Annotated in this window: 26 protein-coding genes; 5 read left to right on the forward strand and 21 right to left on the reverse strand. The window is 39.3% G+C overall.

The genetic code is table 11. From position 1 onward, the window contains the following. Window positions 1–47: 47 nt before the first annotated feature. The 3 genes from VUI23_RS11285 to VUI23_RS11295 form a co-directional block, all read right to left on the reverse strand. On the reverse strand, window positions 48–305 hold the full coding sequence (locus VUI23_RS11285; protein ID WP_303501553.1) for a hypothetical protein: 258 nt from the start codon (window positions 303–305) through the stop codon (window positions 48–50). A 178-nt stretch (window positions 306–483) separates the two neighbouring features. Then, window positions 484–2,190 (reverse strand): protein adenylyltransferase SelO family protein, encoded by a 1,707-nt coding sequence (locus tag VUI23_RS11290; RefSeq protein ID WP_342804431.1) that lies wholly within the window; start codon window positions 2,188–2,190, stop codon window positions 484–486. A gap of 600 nt (window positions 2,191–2,790) precedes the next feature. Beyond that, window positions 2,791–4,023 (reverse strand): DEAD/DEAH box helicase, encoded by a 1,233-nt coding sequence (locus VUI23_RS11295; RefSeq protein ID WP_342804432.1) that lies wholly within the window; start codon window positions 4,021–4,023, stop codon window positions 2,791–2,793. 401 nt (window positions 4,024–4,424) lie between these two features. Here VUI23_RS11295 and VUI23_RS11300 point away from each other — a divergent pair, with 401 nt between their 5' ends. The 3 genes from VUI23_RS11300 to VUI23_RS11310 all read left to right on the forward strand — a co-directional run bounded on the left by VUI23_RS11300 (window position 4,425) and on the right by VUI23_RS11310 (window position 8,698). Further along, window positions 4,425–7,442, forward strand: a complete 3,018-nt coding sequence (locus tag VUI23_RS11300; protein WP_342804433.1) for a diguanylate cyclase — start codon at window positions 4,425–4,427, stop codon at window positions 7,440–7,442. A 455-nt stretch (window positions 7,443–7,897) separates the two neighbouring features. After that, entirely contained in the window at window positions 7,898–8,107 is a 210-nt protein-coding gene (locus tag VUI23_RS11305) for a hypothetical protein (protein WP_342804434.1), read from the forward strand. A 60-nt stretch (window positions 8,108–8,167) separates the two neighbouring features. Further along, entirely contained in the window at window positions 8,168–8,698 is a 531-nt protein-coding gene (locus VUI23_RS11310) for a hypothetical protein (protein ID WP_342804435.1), read from the forward strand. A gap of 210 nt (window positions 8,699–8,908) precedes the next feature. Here VUI23_RS11310 and VUI23_RS11315 read toward each other — a convergent pair whose 3' ends face one another. The 8 genes from VUI23_RS11315 to VUI23_RS11350 all read right to left on the reverse strand — a co-directional run bounded on the left by VUI23_RS11315 (window position 8,909) and on the right by VUI23_RS11350 (window position 14,037). Beyond that, window positions 8,909–9,262, reverse strand: coding sequence for a DUF1428 domain-containing protein (locus VUI23_RS11315; RefSeq protein ID WP_216046719.1), 354 nt, complete (start codon window positions 9,260–9,262; stop codon window positions 8,909–8,911). Window positions 9,263–9,467: 205 nt separating this feature from the next. Beyond that, window positions 9,468–10,127 (reverse strand): hypothetical protein, encoded by a 660-nt coding sequence (locus VUI23_RS11320; protein WP_342804436.1) that lies wholly within the window; start codon window positions 10,125–10,127, stop codon window positions 9,468–9,470. Between the two features lie 379 nt (window positions 10,128–10,506). Next, window positions 10,507–11,019 carry a hypothetical protein gene (locus tag VUI23_RS11325; RefSeq protein WP_342804437.1) on the reverse strand — a complete coding sequence of 171 codons (513 nt, stop codon included), beginning with the start codon at window positions 11,017–11,019 and terminating at the stop codon, window positions 10,507–10,509. Between the two features lie 537 nt (window positions 11,020–11,556). Then, window positions 11,557–11,778 carry a hypothetical protein gene (locus VUI23_RS11330; RefSeq protein WP_216046722.1) on the reverse strand — a complete coding sequence of 74 codons (222 nt, stop codon included), beginning with the start codon at window positions 11,776–11,778 and terminating at the stop codon, window positions 11,557–11,559. A 71-nt stretch (window positions 11,779–11,849) separates the two neighbouring features. After that, entirely contained in the window at window positions 11,850–12,452 is a 603-nt protein-coding gene (locus tag VUI23_RS11335; RefSeq protein ID WP_342804438.1) for a DUF998 domain-containing protein, read from the reverse strand. Between the two features lie 58 nt (window positions 12,453–12,510). Continuing rightward, a complete protein-coding gene (locus VUI23_RS11340) occupies window positions 12,511–12,942 on the reverse strand; it encodes a Rid family hydrolase (protein ID WP_342804439.1) in 432 nt (143 codons plus the stop codon). A gap of 135 nt (window positions 12,943–13,077) precedes the next feature. Further along, a complete protein-coding gene (locus tag VUI23_RS11345; protein WP_342804440.1) occupies window positions 13,078–13,467 on the reverse strand; it encodes a hypothetical protein in 390 nt (129 codons plus the stop codon). 63 nt (window positions 13,468–13,530) lie between these two features. Beyond that, the gene (locus VUI23_RS11350) at window positions 13,531–14,037 is read right to left on the reverse strand and encodes an N-acetyltransferase (protein ID WP_303501575.1); all 507 of its coding nucleotides are present in this window, start codon (window positions 14,035–14,037) and stop codon (window positions 13,531–13,533) included. Between the two features lie 657 nt (window positions 14,038–14,694). Here VUI23_RS11350 and VUI23_RS11355 point away from each other — a divergent pair. Continuing rightward, the gene (locus tag VUI23_RS11355; RefSeq protein WP_342804441.1) at window positions 14,695–15,564 is read left to right on the forward strand and encodes a DMT family transporter; all 870 of its coding nucleotides are present in this window, start codon (window positions 14,695–14,697) and stop codon (window positions 15,562–15,564) included. A gap of 575 nt (window positions 15,565–16,139) precedes the next feature. Next, window positions 16,140–16,379: a DUF2061 domain-containing protein gene (locus tag VUI23_RS11360; protein WP_216046728.1), complete on the forward strand. Its 240-nt coding sequence runs from the start codon at window positions 16,140–16,142 to the stop codon at window positions 16,377–16,379. Between the two features lie 179 nt (window positions 16,380–16,558). Here VUI23_RS11360 and VUI23_RS11365 read toward each other — a convergent pair whose 3' ends face one another. The 10 genes from VUI23_RS11365 to VUI23_RS11410 form a co-directional block, all read right to left on the reverse strand. Next, the gene (locus VUI23_RS11365; protein ID WP_342804442.1) at window positions 16,559–16,867 is read right to left on the reverse strand and encodes a hypothetical protein; all 309 of its coding nucleotides are present in this window, start codon (window positions 16,865–16,867) and stop codon (window positions 16,559–16,561) included. 121 nt (window positions 16,868–16,988) lie between these two features. After that, window positions 16,989–17,483 carry an N-acetyltransferase family protein gene (locus VUI23_RS11370; protein WP_342804443.1) on the reverse strand — a complete coding sequence of 165 codons (495 nt, stop codon included), beginning with the start codon at window positions 17,481–17,483 and terminating at the stop codon, window positions 16,989–16,991. 414 nt (window positions 17,484–17,897) lie between these two features. Further along, complete coding sequence (locus VUI23_RS11375; protein ID WP_303501583.1) at window positions 17,898–18,617, reverse strand: hypothetical protein; 720 nt, start codon at window positions 18,615–18,617, stop codon at window positions 17,898–17,900. A 586-nt stretch (window positions 18,618–19,203) separates the two neighbouring features. After that, window positions 19,204–19,785 (reverse strand): hypothetical protein, encoded by a 582-nt coding sequence (locus tag VUI23_RS11380; RefSeq protein WP_342804444.1) that lies wholly within the window; start codon window positions 19,783–19,785, stop codon window positions 19,204–19,206. Between the two features lie 60 nt (window positions 19,786–19,845). Further along, window positions 19,846–20,262, reverse strand: a complete 417-nt coding sequence (locus tag VUI23_RS11385) for a hypothetical protein (protein WP_342804445.1) — start codon at window positions 20,260–20,262, stop codon at window positions 19,846–19,848. Window positions 20,263–20,340: 78 nt separating this feature from the next. Further along, entirely contained in the window at window positions 20,341–20,757 is a 417-nt protein-coding gene (locus VUI23_RS11390) for a GNAT family N-acetyltransferase (RefSeq protein ID WP_342804446.1), read from the reverse strand. Window positions 20,758–21,003: 246 nt separating this feature from the next. Next, complete coding sequence (locus VUI23_RS11395) at window positions 21,004–21,450, reverse strand: hypothetical protein (RefSeq protein ID WP_342804447.1); 447 nt, start codon at window positions 21,448–21,450, stop codon at window positions 21,004–21,006. Window positions 21,451–21,516: 66 nt separating this feature from the next. Beyond that, complete coding sequence (locus tag VUI23_RS11400) at window positions 21,517–22,110, reverse strand: class I SAM-dependent methyltransferase (RefSeq protein ID WP_342804448.1); 594 nt, start codon at window positions 22,108–22,110, stop codon at window positions 21,517–21,519. Between the two features lie 463 nt (window positions 22,111–22,573). After that, a complete protein-coding gene (locus tag VUI23_RS11405) occupies window positions 22,574–22,939 on the reverse strand; it encodes a hypothetical protein (RefSeq protein ID WP_342804449.1) in 366 nt (121 codons plus the stop codon). 125 nt (window positions 22,940–23,064) lie between these two features. Further along, on the reverse strand, window positions 23,065–24,057 hold the full coding sequence (locus VUI23_RS11410; protein WP_216046733.1) for an NAD-dependent epimerase/dehydratase family protein: 993 nt from the start codon (window positions 24,055–24,057) through the stop codon (window positions 23,065–23,067). Window positions 24,058–24,124: the final 67 nt, after the last annotated feature.

The raw sequence follows: 24,124 nt of genomic DNA on the forward strand, positions 1-24,124 counted from the left end.
ATAAAACAAAGCTTGATGTTTGTGCTGTAACTTATGTTTTACTAGTACTAATTACCGCCCTTAAAGTACATAAAAATAAACACAATCATTAAATGCCCTAAAGAAACGGATAAACCCAATAAACCATTTTTAATCTTTGCTTTACGATAGCCTTCCAAAGACATAATAAAGCCAATAGATACGGTAATTGGATATGTAAGTATGAACAGCGTAAGGAAAACAGCAATACCCATATCACTAGCGGTCAAGCCTTTAACCCCATGCAAAATGAGTATCACCATCATTGGCCAGATAAGAAATGACAAGCAAGCCAATCCAGAAAATATTAATAAGATAAATGAAATTCGCCTAGCGTTCAAAATGACTCCTTGTACTTTTAATCCCGTGATAGGTTACCCGACCTATAGCAAAAAAACAGTGCTCATATTACGCAAGGCAAAATTGAAATTACCTAAAAACACCGGAACCAGTAAGGTGTTAAAGTTAAGAAGAACAGCTGTAGTGAGACACGCCACCCGCATCAAAATAAACATGTGGCTTTAAGCTGTAGTACTTTTTCTCAATTTCAATCGGCTGCTGAGCATAGGGTTGTGTTAATACCTGTTGCAATTCATGAACAAGTTTGAAATTCCCGACACTTGCTTGCTGATATGCTGGCACGACTAGCCATTCTCGCCATGTGTATTTAGGATTAACTTGCTGCATTATTTGCGCTGTTTTTTGCAAACCATCCTCAGCATTATCAATTAAACTTCGCCAGCTATGCAGCCATTTTTCCCATTGTGCTGTTAATGCGCCCGATGGAGCATTGTAGAAACTTTTACTTAAGCTAGAAATATCGTCAGGGATAGCTGAAAGCTCCCGAAAAAAGATAGTGTAGTCAACAGAGGTTTGTACCATCAGCGAGATCAGTTGATTGAATAATTCAGGGTCAAAAGACGACAAGCCAAGTTTAGACGCCCACATCGTATTGGTTTTTTCTTGCATGACTGAAGCGAACTCAAGATTTACCTGATTCAATGAAGCCATTGCCGAAGCCGATGATACGAGCAAAGGCTGCAAGGCTTTGCAAAACATATTGAAATTGGTCTGTGCTGCGGCCCCCTGATTGAAAAAGGAAAAATGTTGTCCGCCCCCCGTCCAGGGTTGGTAATAAGGTTCAAACCTCTCAACAAAGCCAAAAGGACCATAATCGAGTGTATAACCACCGCAAGCACAATTATCACTATTAAAATTTCCTTGGCAGTAGCCAACGCGCAACCAGTGACAAATCAGCGAAGTTAATCGCTCGCGAAATGCTACGGCTAATTGCACAATTTGATCTGCAATTGCTAATTCACGATTGACCTCATCTGCATATTCTCGCTCAATCAAATGCACCGCAATCATCTCTAACTCTTTAAGTGCGTCTGGATATTGATTAACCCGCGCTCGACGAGCAAAGAGTTCAAGTTGGCCAACACGTAAAAACGAAGGAGCTACCCGGGTTGAAATCGCCACAGGGTTAGAGACTGTCATATCTGGGTTGGTGGAATACGAACCTTGCGAATACCAAGGGCGACTTACCTGCTCTGATTGCGAAACGAACAGGCATAAAGATCGAGACGTAGGCACACCCAAGGCATGCATATGTTCTTGCGCTAAAAATTCCCTAACACTTGAACGCAATACGGCACGGCCATCACCACCGCGGCAATAAGGCGTGCGTCCCCCACCTTTTAACTGCATCTCCCAACGTTTACCATTAATAACAGCTTCAAGAACAGAAACCGCACGGCCATCACCATAACCGTTACCCGTTTGAAAAGGGCATTGCTGAATGTATTCAGTACCGTAAATTGACAATGCGTAGCCCGTGGCCCAGCCAACTGGACGCATTGGCGAAGGTACAGCGGATATGTCGCCAGAAAATAATCGAGTAAACGCCTCTGTGTGCGCTAGGCTGTCATCAAAACCTAATTCAGCGAAGAATGCTTCACTGTGGGCAACATATAGAGGATCATCAATGAGTGTGGGCTTTACAGGAACATAATGCCCAGAAAACACTTGTCTAGGCTGATAATCATCGCCTGTTTGAGTGGCATCAGGGTCGCAATTAAGATTATCAACTAAGGAGTAGTCGCTTAACTTAGCCAAATCTTCTAGAGTCTTTACACTTACTGGAACATCCGTAATTGGTCGCTTAGCCATGGAATTCAAGCACCCTTTTTCAAATCAAATTCATAAAAGACAGTATATTGCATTTAGATTCGTCATTCTTATGATTTTAATTCGTCTACACCTCATACCTAAAAGAACTCACTGTGACCTCCATTTTAGAAAGTTACCTAAGCAATTGAACTTGGCTAGAGGCTGGCTTCTTTAGTTTACTTTTCTTAGCTGTTGAAGAAAAGTAAATTGAGCCTCATGGGTGAGGCTTGAAAAACGTCATGGATGACGGTGAGCGACGCGAATTAAAAGCAAACCCCGTGCATTATAAGTAAGCTCGGTGCATGCTTTTGATCTTACGTCTCTTACAGCGACTCCAAGTTCACCGAGCAACGAAGACAAATAAAGGATAAATGACATGGATGTCATTTGAGCAATGCCTTGTCGGGAACAAATCATTGCGGCCTTTAATTGGCGAGTCGCGCAGGTATCAGAACTTGGCGGGAGCGCGGCTTCTTTTGTTTACTTTTCTTAGCTGTTGAAGAAAAGTAAATTGAGCCTCATGGATGAGGCTTGAAAAACGTCATGGATTACGGTGAGCGACGCGAATTAAAAGTAAACCCCGCGCATAAAACCCCCCATTCACCTACGCTTTCTACCCGTTTTAATACCAAGGGCTTTGTTTCTGGCTTGTTGTTTTTGTTTACCTTTACTGCTTCGTTGCTCTTTCAGGTTTTGTTTTGTCAAATCAGGCTCATATCCTGGTAGCCACTGTGACAACAAAACAGTGTTCAGTACTTTTTCAACCGCCTCTAATAAATATTGTTCGTTTGGACTCATCAGCGATATGGCTAGACCGCTATTACCTGCTCGACCTGTACGACCAATGCGGTGAATGTAATCTTCAGCAACAAAAGGTAATTCGTAGTTGATGACGTATTTCAAATCGATAATATCAATGCCCCGCGCCGCCACGTCGGTTGCCACTAGAGCGCGCACTTTTCCTTGTTTAAACTCAGATAATGCTCTCTCTCTAGCACCCTGTGATTTATCCCCGTGAATAGATTCGGTTTTAATGCCGTCTTTACATATTTCTTTAGCTAAAGCATCTGCTGTTTGTTTAGTGCGCGTAAAAATAAGCACTTGTTGCCAATTTTTTGAACCAATCAAAAAAGAGGTGAGTTCGCGTTTACGATTTTTATCAACTGTGTAAACTAACTGTTCAACTTGGGTGGCAGCGGCGTTACGCTCACTCACTTCGATCAATTCAGGGTTGTTAAGTAAGGTTTTACTTAATTTGAATAGTGCATCGTCAAAAGTAGCTGAAAATAGTAAGGTTTGCCGTTGTTCTGGAATTCGCTTTAAAATTCGATTGATTTCGTCTTTAAACCCCAAATCTAACATTCGATCTGCTTCATCAAAGACAATGAACTGAAGTTGGCCTACATCAACACTACCTTTGGCAATATGGTCTAGTAATCGCCCAGGAGTGGCCACTAAAACGTCAACTCCTTGTTCAATCGTCGCGACTTGGGGGTTAATACTGACCCCGCCGTAAGCAACTGCTACCCTAAGTTGGGTATACAATGCATAGCTAACGAGACTTTCAAATACTTGCTGGGCGAGTTCGCGAGTCGGAGTCAATATCAAAGCGCGGATAGGCCTAGGTTCATCGCAGTGTTGCATCAACTGTTGTAAAATAGGTAACGAAAAAGCGGCGGTTTTACCGGTCCCAGTCTGCGCACCGGCCATAACATCTTTGCCGGCCAAAATCACAGGGATCGCTTGTGCTTGAATAGGTGTTGGACTCTCATACCCCAATGCCGTAACAGCATCAGTAAGAGATTCATCTAAATCTAATGAAGAAAAAAGCATTTGTTATTAACAATGTTTGATTATTTGTTTTCTTTATACCATCCCTACCCTATATGCCAAACTTTTCGACCAAATATTAATAGCACTTCCTGTAATTCAATATAGTTTTAGGCAATCGTTACTCTATTCATATCCGAAAAAAAACATAATCGTCAATATAAATGCCCTTCGTACATTAAAATCACTAATATCTTCTGTAACTCATTGTTTTATTTTAGTATGTTAACAATATGATTTAATAAGGTAGTCTCGTTGAATCAATTGGCAGAGTGGTTCAAACAGGTGTTATTGTTAATTAAAGTAACCGCCCTTTCACTTTACATATTAAAATCTGCAGCTAATGAACTAGCCTAAAAGCATGATATGTAAACAAAAAAACTAAGTACAGGAAGGTATCAACTTTGCATTTATGGATTAGCCTAGCTCTTTTTTTTGGGATAGTAGCAAATGCCTATTCTTCGAGCGCCAAGGAAGCGTTGCTATCTAAACGTACTTTAAGTACCCAAGATGGCTTATCACAAATAACCGTATACGATATTGAGCAAGATTTAGATGGCTATATTTGGCTGGCGACTCAAAAAGGAATAGACAGATTTGACGGTTATTCTTTCGTCAACTTTGCTCAAACGGCAACGACGAAAAATGGCTTACTTTCTACTCGTATTAACGATCTTGAACTTAATCACGAGAATGGCAATTTATGGTTGGCTACCACCAGTGGATTGCATCGCTTCAATAATGCATTAGGAAAAATGGAAGATATTCTCCTCTCATCCAATCCAGGAGAGGACTATCAACGAGTCACAGCTTTACATTTTGACCAAAATAACGATTTATGGCTCGAAGCGGACTCGAAGCTATTTACTAAAGCAAATTTATCCGAAAGCTTCAGTGAAGTTAATATGCCCAACTCACCGGCGATGTTAACCATATATGAAATTGTATCTGATCAGCAAAATATACTGTATTTCGCTACTAATGCTGGTGTATTTAGGCTAGATACCCGATCGCAAAAATGGCTACCCACTCTACTGAGTGATGTTTTGGTATGGTCAGTATTTATCGACTCAAACCAAAACCTTTGGGTTGGCACAAATGGTAAAGGTCTTTTTCATTATACCTTTGACGCTAATTATGAACCGGTTACAAAGCAACACTTTTCCAAAGAGCAAGGTCTTTCACATAATATCGTTAACGATATCGAACAAACAAAATCAGGTGAAGTATGGGTAGCCACTAACTCTGGCCTAAATATTTTTTCAGATGTGAAAAATGGACAAGCACTTACTCCAATCCAAACTTCAAACGCTGATTCAGACAGTAAATCGAAAATTAACAGCTTGTTCATAGATGCCTCTGATCAAGTTCTATATGGCACTTTAGTTAGCGGATTTAGTGTGGTTTCCCCCCAATCTTTACTCTTTCAAAGAGTCGCTATAGACAACAATAAAGTTATCTTTGCAGCAGAAGTAGATAATCAAGGAACACTCTGGGCGACCTCCCCTGAAGGTCTTTGGAAGATCGAAGCAAACTTAAGTTCCAGTACGTTGGTCAATTTTGAAAAAGATGACATTAATGAAGGTACGAGCAATATTTTATTAGGAACCCATTATTCAGCTGCAAATGACATGTTATGGATAGGCACACGAGTAGGATTAGCACGTCTTAACGACAGTAAAAATGGTGTATCGAGTGTTGGTTTAAATGGCATCCCTATCTACTCAATAGAAAACGACGAGCAAGGAAATCTTTATTTAGGTACGGTATCTAATGGCATGTATCACTATAACCCTAATACCTTTGAAATTATTCATCACTACGAAGCCGACAGAGTTTTAGGTATTCATGTTAGTGGACCGGATAAAGTTTGGTTAGCAACGCCGAAAGGATTAATAAAAGTCAATCCACTTGAAAAAACCCAACTGAATTATAAACATGATAATAACAACCCTAATTCTTTACCTAGCGACTCTTTACCTGGAAATTATATTTCGTGGATATCTAGCAAATCTAACAACCAGTATTTAGTGGCTGTGAATTCTAAAGGTTTGTTTAATATGACCGAAGATGAAACAACAGGTAAATTGCACTTTACTGAGCTGTTTCCAACCAGTTCGTTAAAAGATGCTTCAATAGCCGCTATTGTAAAAGATCAGCAGAAAAATTTTTGGGTTAGCAGTATCAAAGGGATAGCTAAAATAGCAGCAGACTATTCTAGTTTAGAATTTTACGACAGTACTGATGGAACCGCTAAAGGCGGCTATTTTATTGGTGGTAAATCGATTAACTCAAACGGTCGTATCTTTTTTGCTGGTTCAGACGGTTTAACCCATTTTCACCCAGACGAAATTGTCAGGCCTAAAGTAAACCCAAGGTTAAATCTTACACATATCGATATCTTAAATGAACATTTAGGTAGCCGCAAAATTAATACAACTAACGATCCCTTATCAACGCTCAAAGATTTGTCTTTGGCGTTAGAGGATAGTGACATAGTCGTCACATTTGAATTTGCTGCAACTGAATTGGTCGCCCCAGAGAAAATAAAATATGCCCATAGATTAATAGGTTTTAATTCTCTATGGCAGGAGCTAAAAAGCAACAAACGCTCAATAACCTATACATCACTAGCTGCTGGTCATTATGTACTTGAAATAAAAGCCACGAATAGATACGGAGAATGGTTAGCAGATCATGTATCCATGGACATAGAGGTTTCACCACCTTGGTATTTGTCAAATGTGGCTTTGATACTTTGGATAATATTGGCACTTCTGAGTATCTATTTATATGCCCGCTGGCGCTCTTACAGCCTTTATTTGCGTTCACAGCATTTAGCCAATGAAGTCACCAATAAAACACGGGATTTAGCCCTGGCTAACGACAAATTGCGTAAGTTATCTGATTTAGACCCACTGACGAATATATTTAATCGCAGAGGCTTTACCCACGCAGCCAAAAAGCAACTGGCTGAATATAATGAAAGTAGCAATAACAGTAAAAATAACGCTAACAAAGTTTTCAGTATCGTTTTATTCGATATTGATTTTTTCAAAAATATAAATGATACATATGGCCATGACGTAGGAGATGAAGTGTTGATTGCGATATCTCAAAAAATTCAAAACTCGTTAGGTGTTGATGACAAACTAGGCCGCTGGGGAGGCGAAGAATTTATTGCATTGATTCACACTGACAACATTGAAATTGCCTTTAAAATAGCAGAGAGAGTAAGAAGTCAGGTCGCCGATTTCACCCTCAACGGCACAGCTGAAAAAATTCAAATAACACTTTCTGGTGGTTTAGCTGTCGTGCAAGCCGACAACAATTTAACTCGCTGCATTAAGGAAGCCGACACCTTGCTTTTTCAAGCAAAAGAAAATGGTAGAAATCAAATTGCTTATAAACATACAAGCTAGTTTTGTAAGCGCTATAGGACGAATGTGCCTGAAATCGATGGTTTTTACATTAATTAAAAGCGACTATTGACCTAAACGGCAACCTCATTAACATAGCGTAACTAGTGTATAAAATAATGCAGCCAAGTAACGTACAAAATAGGGTTTTGCTTGTGGATGAATCTGTTTTTGTTCGTGAAATTAAAAACCAGAGCATAAGTGAATACATCATTAACTCACCTACCCCTTTAAAAAATACAAACTGACTAGATGTACTACTCGTCCAGAATTGCGCAGGCATATCTGTGAGAAACAAGGTCCAAAGCAATTGATAGACAATCGCCAGCGGAATAAAACAAATACACATCGTTTTCCAAAAACTAAATAACCTCATACTTGCTCGTTAGGATTTATTATCTCAATCTCAAGTTTATCACTGTTTGCATACAAAGCCGCAGATGATTAGATAGGTTTTAGTGAAGGCCGCCCCCAGTGGCAGTGATGGTATTGCCACTGTCACGTGGCATCAAATTATCCTTGCTATTAATGAGTACGCTGTTATCTATGTCGCTGGCGAAGAACTAGCAAATAACTATGTAAAATTACATTTAGTACGATATGCCAGTAACTTGCAATGTTTCGTTGTGGAAGCCCCAAAACAAGAAGTTTGTGTGCATAACCAATAACTTAATACTAAACTGGGTTAATTAATCCCAAACCTTAACTACCACTAAAAGGTATTTAGAGTGACACAGCATCCATCAACTGAAAATTTAACTAACTATTGTTTTCCTTGGAGTGATTCACTTTGCGCTCCTATGCCACAATGGCAACTGTGGTTGGCGATAATAGCAGCGGTTATCGCTGTTGCCGCTATTTCCGTTCCCATAATATTTTCTATTTTGCGCGAAAAACAAACGAATAAAAACAAAGAACGTAATGCCGCACCGACTTTTCAAACGGTTGCTCATTACATAGACCGTGCTTGTGCCTATGCTGAAGTGGGCGATCGCAAAACGAGAATGGATATTAGTTTAGAAAAGTTAAATCGAGTGAGAAATGATTTAAATAAAATTACGTGTTTAGAAGCACCTAGCCCTGAAGTAGCAAGAGCGATTAATTGTTTAAATATTGCCATTGGAAGAGCTATGTCAGGATTACAGCAATGGATGATAAATGACGAGCAAAAGAGCAAGTGGGGGCTTGAGGATCTTCAAAGGGCACGTGCGCTTAGTGAAGAAGCGCTGGAGATACTTGGCATTCCCAAAAAGAGATAAATAACAGTCTAGCGAGTTCTAAAGGATTCATTGCTCTTGTAACAGATTGAGCATGTAACAGATTCTGTGTAACTGCCATTTAGTTAATGTGCTTTGCGAAGCGCTCCTCAAACTGGATAATAAAACGACTCAGCGCCACTCCTTTAGAAGTGGCGCTGGTTACAGCATTCCTCGTGCTTAGTTTGCTCTTATGTTAACTATTTCTCGACGTTATTCTTCTAAAATAACTTCGAAGCCGCCATATATTAAACGCTTGCCATCAAAAGGCATTGGGTTTTGCTCTGGGTCCATCCTAGGGTCGTTCATAATTGCTTCCCAACCGGCATCACGAACTTCCTTTGTTGGCCATACAACAGATGAAAACACGACAGTTTCATCTTTGCTACACTTCACTGCAATTGGGAAGGATGTAATATCACCATCAGGAACGTTATCTCCCCAACTTTCAGTAATTTTCAATGCTCCGTGATCTTTGAAAACGAGCGCAGATAACTTCGCATGTTCAATATATTTTTCTTTATTTACAGTTGGTACAGCGGCAACAAACCCATCGACATAAGACATATATTATTCCTTGTATACTTTATAGGTTGAAAATTTACATAACGAGCCTGTAGAAAAAAGGTAATTTTGTTTGTGCATTTCCTACTTCTCTGTTTATTTTTTAACTTTATCTACTTTGCCTTGAACATCTAGATTTTTCAATTCTATAAATATGAATTGGGGTTAATTTTACACTCGCCTGCTTTATCATTTTTAGGGATTGATTTTAGCGAACTTGCGCAGGGCTATTGGAGCGCATAAGCATTGCCACACCTAACCAAGAGAACCATAATATTTGGCTCAAACCAAATATTTCTGTCAGTACTTCTGCAGGATAAATAGTGAGAATACCAACAGTACCAATAAATAAACCAAAGCAATTTAATAATTTAGGTAGTTCACCAGTTTTTAAACCTGCAATACTCAATAACAGAACCCATAATCCTCCTACGACTTCGTTACCTCCCCCTAACCCTTCAACTACGGTATTAATAACAACCCAAAGCGTCATTGCTTGCTCTGGGTTTTTAGCTGACAAATCAATTACAGCCCCTAATCCTACGTTTGCAATCATTCCACTTGCTATGACAAGGCCAACCCAAATAATACCGAAAGCTGTGGCTATTTGTGATAAAACAGGGACTTTAGTGTGCATCCGTTGATGGATTGCTAAAACTAATACAGCCAGAAAAACACCAAAGACAACATACATAGCTAAATTAACTACCGATAAAACCACTTGATTATTCGTTAGAAAGATAAACTTCTGTGTATCATCTGAACTGACTGGGTAATCCCAAAACGCGCCATAAAAAATAAAAGCTGATATGTAAATAGCAGCCTCAAAAAGTGCTGCAACGCCCGCCAATTTTTGTAATTTATTCACGACTCTATCCTTGATTAGAAAAATTTGAATTTACCTAAAAGAATAGTTATTAACGAATTTAATATGTAACAAAAGCTAACTTTTTAAACAGGGAAAACCCGAACGTTTTTCCACAGATTTGTCCTTTCAGCCATACTCACATATGCAACTTTATCTTAGCAAATGACGTAACAAACAGCCTTACCGAAATACACGTAGAGGGCACAGCTGCTTTATCTTGACGCTAGATAGGTGGGTACTCATTTCCTGAAGAAAAAGGAAAACGCAATGAGTGTTCCGAAATTTAAAGTAATGCGAATCTCATCGTATGACTAATGCGCCAATAAACTGAGGAAAAAAGCGCGAGTCAGTGATTTAATTTGTTTGTTATAACCACAGGTTAAATAGCCTTACGCATTCTATCTATTAATTCAAAACATGCCTGATACAGTAAGATTTCCATGTCTTCCTTATGGTAAAGGGGGCCCCAACGAAATAGACCTTTAAGACTAAACTGTTTAGCTATAAATTCACCCCATGTAACGGATTTAGAAACGCTGAACGTTTTAATTGTCTTATTTTGCTTAAGATTATAAAGCCGCGACACTAACTTAATTTTGGGACGCCAAAATATAGGTAGACCAACGGTTCCAAAATTTATGGAAAATGCATCACCGCCATGTAAACTAACTATAACAACATCCAAACCAACATCTGATTTTTTAGGTTCTTGGATAGATGAAATACGCTCAAGACAAAAAATCTCTTCGAGCTTTTGGTGAATATGATCTTGTAGTGAATTGCCCGTTATGGAAAAAAATGACTCTATTTTGGAAAGATTGCTATCATTTACCACTGCTATCGAGCCTAGGTATACATTTGGCTTTGCAGAGCTAAACCAATCGAAGAGCATTCTAAAACTCCTTTTTGCATAAACGCCGCCATAAACGGTTACCGGCCCGCTTTTAATGGCCTTATTAAGCTTTATTTCTGAAATAACAAATTGCTAAAATGATAGAAACAAACACATGTGGAATAGTCGCTAAAGTAAATATAATGTCTGGATAAAACAACACCAATTCAATTTTATTGAGATACTGGAACATATAGCCGACTGCAACAATACCTAATACCAAAGACAATATAGTAGTTAATAAATAGACTCTAGTATTTTGATAAGGTCCATTATTGGCGATTAAACTACAAAGCTTAAATTGATAAAGATAAATATATGCTATTGCAACTGAGACGAGTAAACACGGAACAATCATTAGCGGTGTAATTAAAACAAACCAATCCTATAGAACAAATGATTCCAGCTAGTATCGCCGGAAAAATTAATCGTATCCTCAAAATGTGCGCAAATTTATCCACAATGCCTCCCCCCTCAAATAAGCGGCTGACACGCCTTTTGCGAAAGACCGAGTTGATTGGTTTATTATAATGCAGATTACTCGTCATCTTTTAAGATTGGTGCAATTATCAAGTAGAGTATGAAGCTTGCCCAACTCACAAAAAAAGTAGCAAATAACCAGAGTAGCTTTTCTTTTTTCCCCACTTTATTTGACTTTCCTATTACAAATAAAGGGATCAACCAAACAACGATAATAACTAACAATAGCGGAAACCAACTAATCAAAATTGCTGAAATATTTGACTGACTCTCATACATTTACGAAATCTCCTTGTATCATAACGATAATAGCTGAACTTTTGAACGCAGTAACTGCTAACACTTTTTTGTTAGGCTTTAGCTACCACGCAGAGAGAATAAACAAACAACCATAGAATCTGAAAGCCGTAGCTGAGCCTTTGATGGAGCCCAGGAACAGTTTTTATTTTAAATGCTTTAGCTAATCTATAGGAAAAATAAAAACAACCCAAAACACACACAACCGAAAAAACTCGAAGTGGCAACGGATAATAGCTGGAAAAGGCAACGATTAGCGGAGCAATGATGAATGAAGCGAGCATTATTAGCCCTGACCATGAGTGAATTTTACAGCTTTTAGAAGGATACTGTGTATATGCGTCGGCATCCATCGGAAAAAAACCACATACCCAAGTACAAATGCCATGAACAATAACCATTACACCTATTGCTACAGTTGGTAGATGCGCCTGAAATGCAATGATTAAGTAATATCCAAAAACAACGAGCAACGCCCCTAATGGATAGTTATTAATTGCAGGAGACAGTTTTTGAGTAGGACTATCAAAAGCGCCTAGTTCGCTACAAAATTGCTTTAAATGGCTATAGTTTGGATAAAACCGAGAAGCAATATAAATACCTATAACTATCCATACTGAAGCAATAATCCCTGCGTAAGAAAAAATAACATCCAAATCCAATTCCTCCTTGAAAAACTAACGTTAACTGTGTGACTGACTCGTATTGTTATAATTATGGTAACGCAGCAACTATCTCAACTTCTAGCAAGTGAGATTTGCTCCAGAGTCCTTTAACCTCAACCCAAGTTGAAGATGGATATTTACCGTTAAAGTGAGCCTTTCGCGTTGCAATAGCCGCCCTCAACCCTTCAATATCTGTAGTGAAGATAACCTCTTTTACAATTGCATCCATACCAACACCATAGTCAGCCAACATTTTCTTGATGTTAGTATAAATGTCATCTATTTGCCCATCAAAAGTAGTCTTTTCACTTGTGATACCTGAGACATATAAAGTGTTGCCATGTTTCACCACTTGCGAGTAGCCAGTTTCATTTTCCCAAGGGAAATAACTTTTTCTTTCAATGGATTTGTTTGTATTGACGCACCCTAAAAGAAAGAGCGAACTAGATAAACACACTATTATTCTGGCTAAATTTAGCAATTGAACTCCTATAATATGCAGTAAATATGACGTCCGGCTAAGCTGCCGAACGGGACTGATAGTTTTTTTCGAGTGTAGCGGAAAAGCACAAACGAGCAATGTAGTGGAGGTCGGTTTGAGCCGATTGTTATCGATTTATTCATGACGCCCTTCATGATCCCAAAGTATAAAGGTTTGATTCTCTGTAGATGACATTGATTTTATGAGCCGTTCATTATTAAAAGTTGGAATATCTTGAAGGCGCCTCAGAAATTCACCGGCTCCAGTGGCCTCGCTAGGATAAGTTATAACTCCGTCTTTGGTTGCCAAATGCCACCACACATCCTCAACAAATGGACCTTCATCAGTTGTTTCCACCGCTACGCCAATAAGTTCATTCCAAGCAATAGACTGTGGTTCCTTTTCTGGCCAATGTACCCACGCATTTTTTTCGTCAAAACAAACCTTTATAGCGGCATAGGGGCTCTTTACATCTTGATTTTCGTCTTCTTTATTACTAAAGAGCGACGATATCCATTTAATCATTCGGAATTTCCTTATAGCCATAACAGTTAAATGATGCGGTTACTATTAGCCGCATATTCATTTTCACCCCTTTGCAGAAAAAGATTCATGATAAGTAACAACTCCTTGAGATGCATCTCCTTGAAGCAACAAGGCTTGAAAATACTCCGGTGGTACATCAGGTAGCACCAAGCCCTCTGTAGGCTTGAAGCCAAAACGATGATAGTAACTTGGGTCTCCGAGCACAACACAACCTTTAGCTTTTATATTCTTTAGCACTTGAATAGCTGCATTCATGAGTTTCGAGCCAATACCTTTACACTGATTATTGGGAAGAACTGAGATAGGGCCCAAACCATACCAACTGTTGGCACCATCAGTAATAGTTACAGGAGAAAGCGCCACATGGCCTACGATATTGCCTCCATCCTCAGCAACAAGGGAAATCGATAACACACCAGATTCACGAAGTGCGTTAACAATAAACTGCTCCGTGTGATCGGTATGTGCTACATCAAGAAACGCTGCAACAGTAACATCATGGATACTTTGAACATCGCTTGATTGTTCTTTTCGGATACGAATACTCAATCGGACATCTCCCAGAAGATTAACGCTTCACATATGGAGCGCAAGCTTGTCGGCAAAAATTGGCGAAGATTGAGCCCCAGCCAACGAATATGCGTCCGCCGATGAAGGAACTCACTTGATTAACTTTGTTATGTACCTGCAAACCTTATAAGTCTCCAGCACTTTGATAAACTAAAAGAAAACACACTCAGCGTAAGGCCAAATATTAGGCTCACAATTCCTTGCCAAAAATAAAATAGCTCAGGTTCCGATAAAGATTTGAACACTAAATAATACTGCCCAAGAGATACAATACCGTTAAAGATGAAATATAGCCCTAGTAAAAAAGTTCCTGCGGATAAAAGCTCAGTAGCGCTGGAATCAAATTGTGAATATGGACGTTGCAAAATCAGGAATAGAGGAAGCAATCAACCACTCTACAAATACAGCCTAGATTTAGCCTTCAAACTATGACGAATTATGCTAAAAATAGCTCCCGCCCACTTTTTCATGCTAATTCTTTTGAGCTATTCTAATAAAGCACCAAACACAACAAAAATAGTTCGTCATATCCAGCAGCAATATTGCAGCTTGAAATAGGCAAGATGCAGTGTGAATTCATATTTCTTCATGTAAAATGCGGCCACTTCAATTTATTAATTTTTCGGGAATATCTCGATGCAAATCAATCGTGTACTTCTCACTGCCATAGGCTGTGTTTTGTTGGCAATGGTGACTATTCAGTCTGGAGCGTCTTTAGCCAAACAGCTTTTCCCGATAGTTGGTCCAGAAGGCACTACTGCACTACGATTAGGATTCGCAGCTGCCATACTTTGGTTAGTATTTCGTCCGTGGCGCACTCTTCCTCATGGCAGTGATTGGCGCAGCATTGTTATCTACGGTCTATGTTTAGGCGGTATGAATATCCTGTTCTATTTGGCAATAGAACGTATTCCGTTAGGTATAGCCGTCGCCCTTGAATTCACAGGTCCTTTAGCTGTGGCATTGTTTTCCTCTAAACAAAAAAGTGACCTCGTTTGGGTTGCCTGTGCCATAGCAGGGATCGTACTGCTAATGCCTGATTTGACTAGTACAGAAGGTTTAGACTTAGCTGGTGCGTTAATGGCGTTGGGGGCTGGCGGATGCTGGGCTGGTTATATTTTGTTTGGCACTCGCTCAGGCAAACAAGTATCAGGTGGCGTGACAGTGGCCTTAGGTATGACGGTAGCGGCCATCATGCTTTTTCCTGTTGGCGTAGTGACCCAAGGATTAGCATTATTTAGCTGGGAAGTTTTACCACTAGGATTATTGGTTGGCGTGCTATCCAGTGCCTTGCCCTACTCTTTGGAAATGGTCGCCCTTAGAAACATGCCTACACAGGCATTTAGCGTACTCATGAGTTTAGAGCCAGCCATTGCAGCGCTTGCAGGCTTGGCCATTCTTAGCGAACACTTAAGTTTGCTACAATGGGCTGCCATTGCACTGGTTATTGTCGCTTCTATCGGCAGTAGTTTTACCCCGAAAAAAGCCGTTGATATGAGTGTCTAGCTGTTTTATTTGCGCTCGAGCCTGCTCTGTCCGTCAATTGTTCATTTATAACGACTACAAGCAAATCATCAACATGAGGTTGGCGTCGATATTTAAGATTGTTAAAGAACTTATTTGCCGTACCAGGAGCGTCTCTTATTTAATGCAATCTGCGTTAAATCTTCACATTTTCTACCCCCTTACTTCAAACAATATGGCTATAAATTAGTAGTAGATTTAAGCTTCACTTAGAAATTATCGTATTTGAATAGCGGCATTAATTACCTTTTTTCTATTGGGTTAGCGTCCATAAATCTATAGTTTGAGTCTCTTTCAATTCAGCAAAGGTGATGATAGAAATAGCTGCTAATGCTTTACAAATTTTTTTTCTAAATGCTCTGATCAGTATATAAATATGATTTGAAATGCCGCTTTTTTAAGTCGACCGCATTGCACTTCTTCGCTAATTACAATACGCCCTACTTTGTACGATTGATTTATTTGATGACAGTGTTCGTAAAAATCAATTGGCTTTCAAACCCATTAATGATAATAATTCTCATTATCAGATTTAAATTCTAATTGAGTAAAATATTATGAAAAAGACAATTACCTTCGCTTGTTTGCACTTTTCAGTGGCATTTACAGTAACTTATTTATTAACTGGCAGTGCCGTTATAGGTGGTGCAGTAGCCCTTGTAGAGCCTGCGGTTAATACCGTTGTATTCTATTTTCACGAACGTGTATGGAAAAGATTTGAAAGCCAGTCTGCTCGGAATGGAAATGGCAATGCAAAGCAGGCTTTTCCACAAAACGACATGACATTGCTATCTTAGTGACCAATAAAATACAAAAAGTACTTTATTGCCCTGACCCTTAGAATAAAACGTCCAAATATGTGGGTGTAGCCCGACGGCAAAAATGGCCAAGCCAACTACCTAATGCGTTTCAAAGAGCGCAACGAATGAACGTTATGTGATTGTTAAGTTTACATCTAAAAATTACCACGCAGCTATTACCACGAAATAATAAAGACAGCTACGCCATCACCTTTATATTCAGGTCTTTGTTGGATCTTAGCCGCTAAAGCCAATATCAAATCTTGCTCAGAAGGTTTTCCAGAAATTGAAAGGTCGATAATATTGCCTTGAGAAGTCTCCTTTTCCAAATGTGCCATTAGCTCATCAAAGGTATAAACTTCGCCCTTTATTAAAAGCTGATTGCTTGCAAGGTATTTGGCATAGCTTGAAATAATTACCTTTTCTGTCGCTAAACTAAAATCAGCTAAAACAAAATTAATCAACAAAATAAAAACTCTAAACATGATACTTGTGCACCTAACTTTTAAATAAGGAGCGCTGGCATGTGGACTAAAACCAGAGCAAATCGAGTCACTTCACATATTAGCGTCCCAGAGCGCGTAGCCGGCGAACTTAATTTTGTCGTTAGGTACGTAGACTCAATTGCCAATACCCAACATCTAACCATTTATCAAATTTAAAGCCTACTTTAGAAAAATGAGCGACTTTTTCCATTCCCAATTTTTCGTGCAAGCCAACACTAGCTGGATTAGGCAAAGTTATGCCTCCAATTACATTATTTATCCCGATAGGTTTAAGCTTACTAAGGAGCGATTCATATAAAACGGCACCCAAACCTTTTCCATGATATTCACTAGAAAGATAGATCGTTGACTCTACGGAAAACCGATAAGCACTTCTTTCCTTCCATTTGGTTGCATAGGCATATCCAATAATTGCTTCATCTAAAACGGCTACAATCCATGGTAAATTACAGTCTGCGACTTTGCTAAGTCTAATAGACATATCTTCATCTGAAACTTTTCTCTCTTCAAAAGTTATGCACGTATTTACAACATAGAAATTGTAGATTTCGGCAATTTCTGAGGCATCACCTAAAACCGCATCTCTAATTATCATTAACAGTTCCTAGTAGTTAAAAATACATTTATACCCAACGCTTAAAAGCATTGGCGCGGGTTTCTTGTGTGTTTGAGTGGCCAAAATTGTTAGCTGCCATTATCGTCAAACGCGACAAATTTAAGCCTATAATAAAAACTGATAGGCCAAACAAAAAGTGTTTTCAGAAAAAACTTTTTGTTCCCATACTTCCACCACTGAAACCACGCAGTTAAACTAAAAGCAAAATTAAACAACAAAAATAACTAATAATATTGAAAACCAACTAATCAAAATTGCTGAAATATTTGACTCTCATACATTTACGAACTCTCCATGTCTTATAACGCTGCCAATAACGCGACCGATTCTGTGGATTGCCCTAGGCTATGATAAAAAGAGCCAAACACTATTGGGTCGTGTACATTTTTCTTGTTAGGCCGTATCTTTAATTCCCTTTTTTACCCAGTTTAACGCATGCTTTACTGGTCCACGTATTCCCTTCAAGGGATTGTCAGGTCTATCAGACTGAACCTTTGTATGCTTCTCGAGTTTGCAGAGCATTTTCTCCGCCTGATTAAGCTTAGTTTGATTCAGTTTGGAGCCTACTCCGTCTCTAATTGAAGATATAAGTGTTAAATGTAAGGCGCTTACTAGAGTCCAAACTGTATTCAACCGAAAGCCGCCGAGCTCTCGATCATCAGACAACTCATCAAGAAAGCCAATTAAATCAGGAAGTAAAGTGACAGGGCGTCGTTCTCTGATACTAACGGCAGCCACATATAGCTCTTCAGGTTGTGCGCCCATTCTTAGGTACTTCCTCAAGGAATCAACTTCCGAAAGATTCTGAGCTTCAGATTTAATTGCTCTTCTTGCCGCCGCTAGTTCGCTTACAGGCGCACTAGGGTCGAAACTGTCCAAAATATCTTCAAACAACCTGCGATCATTCTCAACTTCAGCTTCTAATTCAACTATCTTTTCTTTGCCCTCCTGTACCTCTTTCTTCAACTCCATTAGCTCAAGTTCAAAATCGCCAAATTTAATTTTGGTTATACGCTCTCTAAAACCCCGATTGGAGAATAAATAAATTAAGCCAAATAGAAATAATATCTCCCACAGCGAAGTATTTTTAAGTATCTCTATCACTATATCCATTGCTGAAATTTCCTCTTAGCGGATCAACACTTCGCATCACTGGCCTAAAAAATCAGAGAAACAAAGAACGGCTTTTTTGACCCAGAACATGCGATTGTTATTTACTCGCGTTTATTCAATGTGCGTTTTCATAACACCTCAATAATGTGTAAGACAAGCTGGCAGTTTAATTGCGTTGTTTGCAATAGAATCTGACAAGCTAGTTCGAATCACAATTTATAGACTTGTTAGGTTGAAGGTTCATTTTTTGACGGCCTTGACGTTGGAAAATGAAAACGTCCGCCATGTCGACTTATCGGTATTTATAGCATTATCAGGATAAAAGAATTTAGCACCATATTCCCCTTCGTGATTGATTGCACTTACACCAATCATAATATTCCAAGTTTTGCCCACAAATTTCTTGCGTAATACCTGAATTTCCCTGTGAGATCCTTTTAAGAATGTAGTGCGCGTTCCACTTTCAGTCTCTTCATTACCTGCATAAGGCGCTCAGAAAACGCAGTATTGACAAATTTTGCACTGGTTTCTCCAGGGATTTAGGGTTAAAAATCAAATAATAGAGACCTAACACCTAGTTATGCTACTAAAGCTCTTTAAATTTTATGTTACTAAAAAACTCTTCCGCGTTTTTAGTTAGCTCTGGGTGCTCTTTGTCTTTAAAGTGACGGAAAGAATATTCTGTGTGAACACCTACAGATTTTTTAAAAGGGTGTATACAATTATAGCCAAGATATTCTATCTGCATTGACGCTGATTTATTGCTGTCTATTTTGGCATTGTTATCTTGGGAAATGGTTGTGTGCTTTACGCATGTTGCACCATTTAGTTTTACTAACTCTTCGGTATTTTGTTTAAGTTCAAACCTGCCGATATCTGCTGAGGATGCTCTATGCTTAACCACGTGTGTCAGGAATTCCTGGTCTGAATAAAATTCAGGTAATTGATATAGAGACATATTTATGATGCCACTACTGTTATCGTTTAGCTTTGTCCCAAGTACAACTTGATAACCAGTTGAAGTGATAACAGACCAACTTCCATTTTGTGGTGATAACGATGAAACACCATAAATATTTACAGGAGTACCTAAATTCAATTGAGGTGAAGTTGCTGCGCATGAAGTCACAAACAGCAACGAAGTAATAATAGCGGTAAGTCTTAACACTGTATGTTCCTTGTAGCATAACAGTTAAATAATGCGCCCCCTAAGAACCGCATATTATTTTTAAGCAGTTGAAAAAGCACTACCTTCCCGAAATTCATGCAACCCTTTCTCCACTATTGGAATAATTCGCTTTCTTTTAGACCAAGCTTTGATACTAGAGGGTAAACGGCGTAACCAATGTCTATTCGGCCCATAATTGTTAATACGTTGCCTAGACAGTTGCTGCGTTGTAGGCATGTTTTTTTGGCCAATTACAAATAGAAAGTGCTCTACTTCAGCTACTGATGCAAATATTAATTGAACAACAAGTACATCAACAATGAGCATTGGAAAGCCTCTACAAGGTATCGCCCTTGGTAACTTCGGATCAAATTCTTTCGCATATGCCCAAACTTCATGATCCAAATCTTTGTGCCCCCAAAAGCTCAAGGGAGTTTTAGTGTAGTTAGCATTATATTCGATACGCCATTTATTCATGATGAATGGCTGCTAACACTGTCATATACGGTGCTAGCGAACGTCCGTCGACTGTAGGGAGCGAATTTAATCGCCTTGTTAGCTGTGAACACTTGCATCACGCTCAAGTACCCAGCAACGCGGATTATTTGAAAAACCAATATGCTCATAATATGAATTGGCTGCCGGTGCTGCAATAAGGATTAGTTTGCAACGTGGCCCAAGCTGATTCTGGGTGAGAATTTGTAATTGCTTACCAATGCCCAATTTTTGATACTTTTCAGATACGGCTAAATCTGACAGATAGCACGCGTAATGAAAATCTGTCATACAGCGAGAAATACCCACCAACTTTTCGGAGTCCCAGGCACTAACCGTAAGATTGCTATTCGAGATCATACCCGTAATACATTCCCGATCTTGAATTGGTCGGCGCTCACCCAATGTCGAATCAGTCAACAGCGCTATGAATTGATCCGCACTTATTGGGTGATTAATTTTATATTCGATGCTCATAACTTCCTTTTACATATAATTAGGGTGTAGAAAAACCCTCACCTTAAAATTGACTATAAAAATTAGCCTAATCTGACTTTAAAATGCACTGCTATGTGAAACCTAGATAGCTTTCACTATTGAACAACAATTACATTTAAAGCAGAGCACGATAGCTTTTTGGCTTCGACCATTTTCTACAGCCTCAACGATTACGCTCAGCCGCGTGCGCCTTTGGCCCGTCGGCCGAAGCGTTTTGTTGGGGTTTTATGCAAGCTCGAATACGGCCTTGCCCATTTTAAATTGCTTTAGCTTAATCGCTGAATCAGTGAGTGCTTTCTCAGCGCCAGTTCCTAGCCAAAAGGTTTTAACAGCTTGTTTCGCAGGTTTCTCTGACGTCTCGTTGTAACACACTAAGGAATTGACGCTACGATTTTTAAGCCATTTTCTTAATTTTTTGTACAGTGACTCAACAGCCTGATGTGATGAGAAGTTGTAAGCACCATCCAAGTCAGTGGAAGCAATTGCAATGCGACCGGAAGTTAGGATTCCGTCTTCTAAGAGGCTTCGTTTATACTGGATGAAGCCATCATCTAGTAAAATCTCATCAAAGCCCTTCCCTTGCTTGATGCTCACTCCATCAATGCTGCGAAGATGATCGTCAAAGATTGCATGATCATCTTGATTCATAAAGTATTGAAATTCACTCCGCATCTTGATTCCTTTGTGCCCTAACGCCGCTATAATTTGCTACCCAAAGCGGTCAAATAGATACATTTATTAAGGCTTAGTGGCGATTGTATAAACATGTTTTTCAGGATACTGATCTAGCTCAAGATGTAAAATAGAAAGTCCATTATTCATAAGTAATTTCATATTTTCGTTAATACCAATAGAGCTGTAGTAAAAAGTATCATTGTGCCACTGATCAGTATGCTCTCCCTCGTCATTGCCAAATGTATATATTAATACCCCCCCTTTGGCTAAAAACTGGCATAACTTCGCAACAACAGGCTTTTGCATAACAAGCGGTAAGTGAAAAATACTATCCCACGCAACGATGAAATCAAACTTTTCTTCTGTATCCCATGAGCAAATATCCTGGTGTAAAAAATAGTGTTCTGGGTGGTTACTGCTAGCCAGCTTTACCATTTCTTTGGAAACATCAAGTCCAGTAACCGAAAAGCCGCGATGTTGCAATATATTCACAAACCTTCCCCCGACACCACAACCTACATCAAGTGCTTTTCCACCATTCGAGGCATATCCAATGGCTCGTTCAAATTGACTGACACCATAAAAGGACTCTATGTGTTGGTCATGCCACCACTGAGCAATTTTGTCGTATTTTTTACCGAGTGCAGATGGTTCCATTTGAGAGCCTTAACCTCCGTATTAAAAGTGCTAACTTGCTGGCTATACTTGGCGAGGCACGAGCAGTAGCAATTGGGTTTGGGTCAGCAATATTTGTTTATTAATGCGCCCCCACTTCACTATCGCGGTTTTGCCGCCACAAGCAATTAGCACAACAACCTTGATTAAAATAATTACCCTAGACTAAAGCAAACCGCCAGAAAACTACAACTATCGATGGTGGTACATTGAACTGGTATTGAGAAAACCATTTTAGCTGGAAATATTTGAAATAAAAAATCGGTTGGTCGATAGCGGAAAAAAGCACTAGTTAAGTCAGAGAAATACAGAAGAAATCAGCCTTTTCGCTATACAGAAAATTAAAAGGCTTACGTGCTGTAACGCTTAACATATGGGGATTTTAGGAGCCCATTGGCCGAAGGCCTGCGAGTAAGATTCTCGGTGAATTTACGAACATCATAATTCATTTTTTAGCTGCACGTTTGTTGAAGATGACAGGTAAGCGCCAGGAAAGAAGTAACGCTACAGCAAAAATTACTAATATTTTAATAAAGATAGGCTTGCTAGCTGTATCAAGTATATTTTGTAGAGAGTGATTAAACAAAAAGACGCCAATAGCTGCAATCGAAAGCTGCTTAAAATTGAATTGGAAGTTGGTAATTTTGCAACCTACAGCAAAACCGATACTGGCGACGAAAGCAAAAATAAGGCTATTGAGAACGTTATTTATCAACGAAACCTGAATATCTGCATACCACGCGGCATAGAATGAAAAAAGTAGTGTAATGAATGCCAAGCTAATTCCAAAAAGAACAATTTGCTTAAACATATGATTCCTTTCCAAGTGCTGCCAGCGGCCCAGCGAAGTGGAGCCATTTTAGTGGTATAACGGAGCGTAGCAACATCACAAATGATTGGCAACGTCGCTGGCTCCGCGAGCATTGACTTGTTATGCTATCTTTCACTTTGGCGCCCATTAAGATACTCAAATACGCCAAGTAAAGCTTCTGAGGCTGAGCGAGGTTCGTATCCCAGTTCGTTACGTGCTTTCGCTATCTCATACTCTTGCCTTACGCCGTAGAATAAGGCCACTTGGCTTCTAATAAGCTCAGCTGGTTTACCTGTCATCTTAGCTCCTAGCTCTGAGCATAAGGCAATAAAATACATCAACCATTTTGGTAAGCGTGCTGGAACCTTAAGGTTAATTCCTGCCGATTGGGCTGCTTTGTATATCTCAGGAAGTGACGAAGCTCTGTTATTTGCCAATATGTAGCGGCTACCAGAATTACCTTTCGTAGTAGCAGCCACTATGCCTTTTGCCACATCGCGAACATCAACGAAATTAAAGAAAAAATGAGGATCTACTAAAAGCTTATTGGTTCTAATTGTTTCAATAAACTGCATAGTGTCTGTCAGTCGATTGGCATGGGGACCAATCATTGCTGAGGGTAGAACGGAAACCATCCAAAGTTGGTACTTTTTTGCCAGCTCCCATGCTTTTTGCTCTGATTTTATTTTAGAGTTGTAATAGGCATTGTCAGATAAAGCGTTCCAACTATTTTCATCAAGATAAGTCCCATCATGTCCTACAGCCGCAACCGAGCTAACATAAACAACTTTTTTAACATTGGCTTGTGCCGCAGCTTTAAGGACAATTTCAGTCCCTTTCACATTCGGCTCGACGATTTCATTAATAGGATCTTTAGCCCAATGCTTAAATACAGCTGCAACATGATATAAAATATCAACACCTTCCAGGGCTTTTTTCATTGATTCTATATCCTGCATTTCAGTATAAACGACTTGGCAATTCAAGTGAAAAAAATCATCCACATTTTGAATATCACGCATACCTGCTCTTACCGTTTCTCCTTGCGCTATGAGCTCTCTAACTAAATTCCCCCCTAAATGACCGTTTGCCCCAGTTACTAAACACACATTAGACATCTTATATTCACCTATCAGATTATTAAGTGACAAGACTATAAACTCTTCCCCTAGGGGAACAGTCAAG

Source organism: Alteromonas sp. M12 (assembly GCF_037478005.1).
Taxonomy (GTDB): domain Bacteria; phylum Pseudomonadota; class Gammaproteobacteria; order Enterobacterales; family Alteromonadaceae; genus Aliiglaciecola; species Aliiglaciecola lipolytica_A.

What these genes read in the sequence shown, in the direction of transcription:
- VUI23_RS11360 (WP_216046728.1), top strand. Translation starts at nt 16,140, where the DNA reads ATGAAAAAGACAATTACCTTCGCTTGTTTGCACTTTTCAGTGGCATTT.
- VUI23_RS11355 (WP_342804441.1), top strand. Translation starts at nt 14,695, where the DNA reads ATGCAAATCAATCGTGTACTTCTCACTGCCATAGGCTGTGTTTTGTTG.
- VUI23_RS11410 (WP_216046733.1), bottom strand. Translation starts at nt 24,057, where the DNA reads ATGTCTAATGTGTGTTTAGTAACTGGGGCAAACGGTCATTTAGGGGGG.
- VUI23_RS11405 (WP_342804449.1), bottom strand. Translation starts at nt 22,939, where the DNA reads ATGTTTAAGCAAATTGTTCTTTTTGGAATTAGCTTGGCATTCATTACA.
- VUI23_RS11295 (WP_342804432.1), bottom strand. Translation starts at nt 4,023, where the DNA reads ATGCTTTTTTCTTCATTAGATTTAGATGAATCTCTTACTGATGCTGTT.
- VUI23_RS11365 (WP_342804442.1), bottom strand. Translation starts at nt 16,867, where the DNA reads ATGTTTAGAGTTTTTATTTTGTTGATTAATTTTGTTTTAGCTGATTTT.
- VUI23_RS11370 (WP_342804443.1), bottom strand. Translation starts at nt 17,483, where the DNA reads ATGATAATTAGAGATGCGGTTTTAGGTGATGCCTCAGAAATTGCCGAA.
- VUI23_RS11290 (WP_342804431.1), bottom strand. Translation starts at nt 2,190, where the DNA reads ATGGCTAAGCGACCAATTACGGATGTTCCAGTAAGTGTAAAGACTCTA.
- VUI23_RS11400 (WP_342804448.1), bottom strand. Translation starts at nt 22,110, where the DNA reads ATGGAACCATCTGCACTCGGTAAAAAATACGACAAAATTGCTCAGTGG.
- VUI23_RS11385 (WP_342804445.1), bottom strand. Translation starts at nt 20,262, where the DNA reads ATGAATAAATGGCGTATCGAATATAATGCTAACTACACTAAAACTCCC.
- VUI23_RS11390 (WP_342804446.1), bottom strand. Translation starts at nt 20,757, where the DNA reads ATGAGCATCGAATATAAAATTAATCACCCAATAAGTGCGGATCAATTC.
- VUI23_RS11375 (WP_303501583.1), bottom strand. Translation starts at nt 18,617, where the DNA reads ATGGATATAGTGATAGAGATACTTAAAAATACTTCGCTGTGGGAGATA.
- VUI23_RS11395 (WP_342804447.1), bottom strand. Translation starts at nt 21,450, where the DNA reads ATGCGGAGTGAATTTCAATACTTTATGAATCAAGATGATCATGCAATC.
- VUI23_RS11345 (WP_342804440.1), bottom strand. Translation starts at nt 13,467, where the DNA reads ATGATTAAATGGATATCGTCGCTCTTTAGTAATAAAGAAGACGAAAAT.
- VUI23_RS11325 (WP_342804437.1), bottom strand. Translation starts at nt 11,019, where the DNA reads ATGCTCTTCGATTGGTTTAGCTCTGCAAAGCCAAATGTATACCTAGGC.
- VUI23_RS11330 (WP_216046722.1), bottom strand. Translation starts at nt 11,778, where the DNA reads ATGTATGAGAGTCAGTCAAATATTTCAGCAATTTTGATTAGTTGGTTT.
- VUI23_RS11315 (WP_216046719.1), bottom strand. Translation starts at nt 9,262, where the DNA reads ATGTCTTATGTCGATGGGTTTGTTGCCGCTGTACCAACTGTAAATAAA.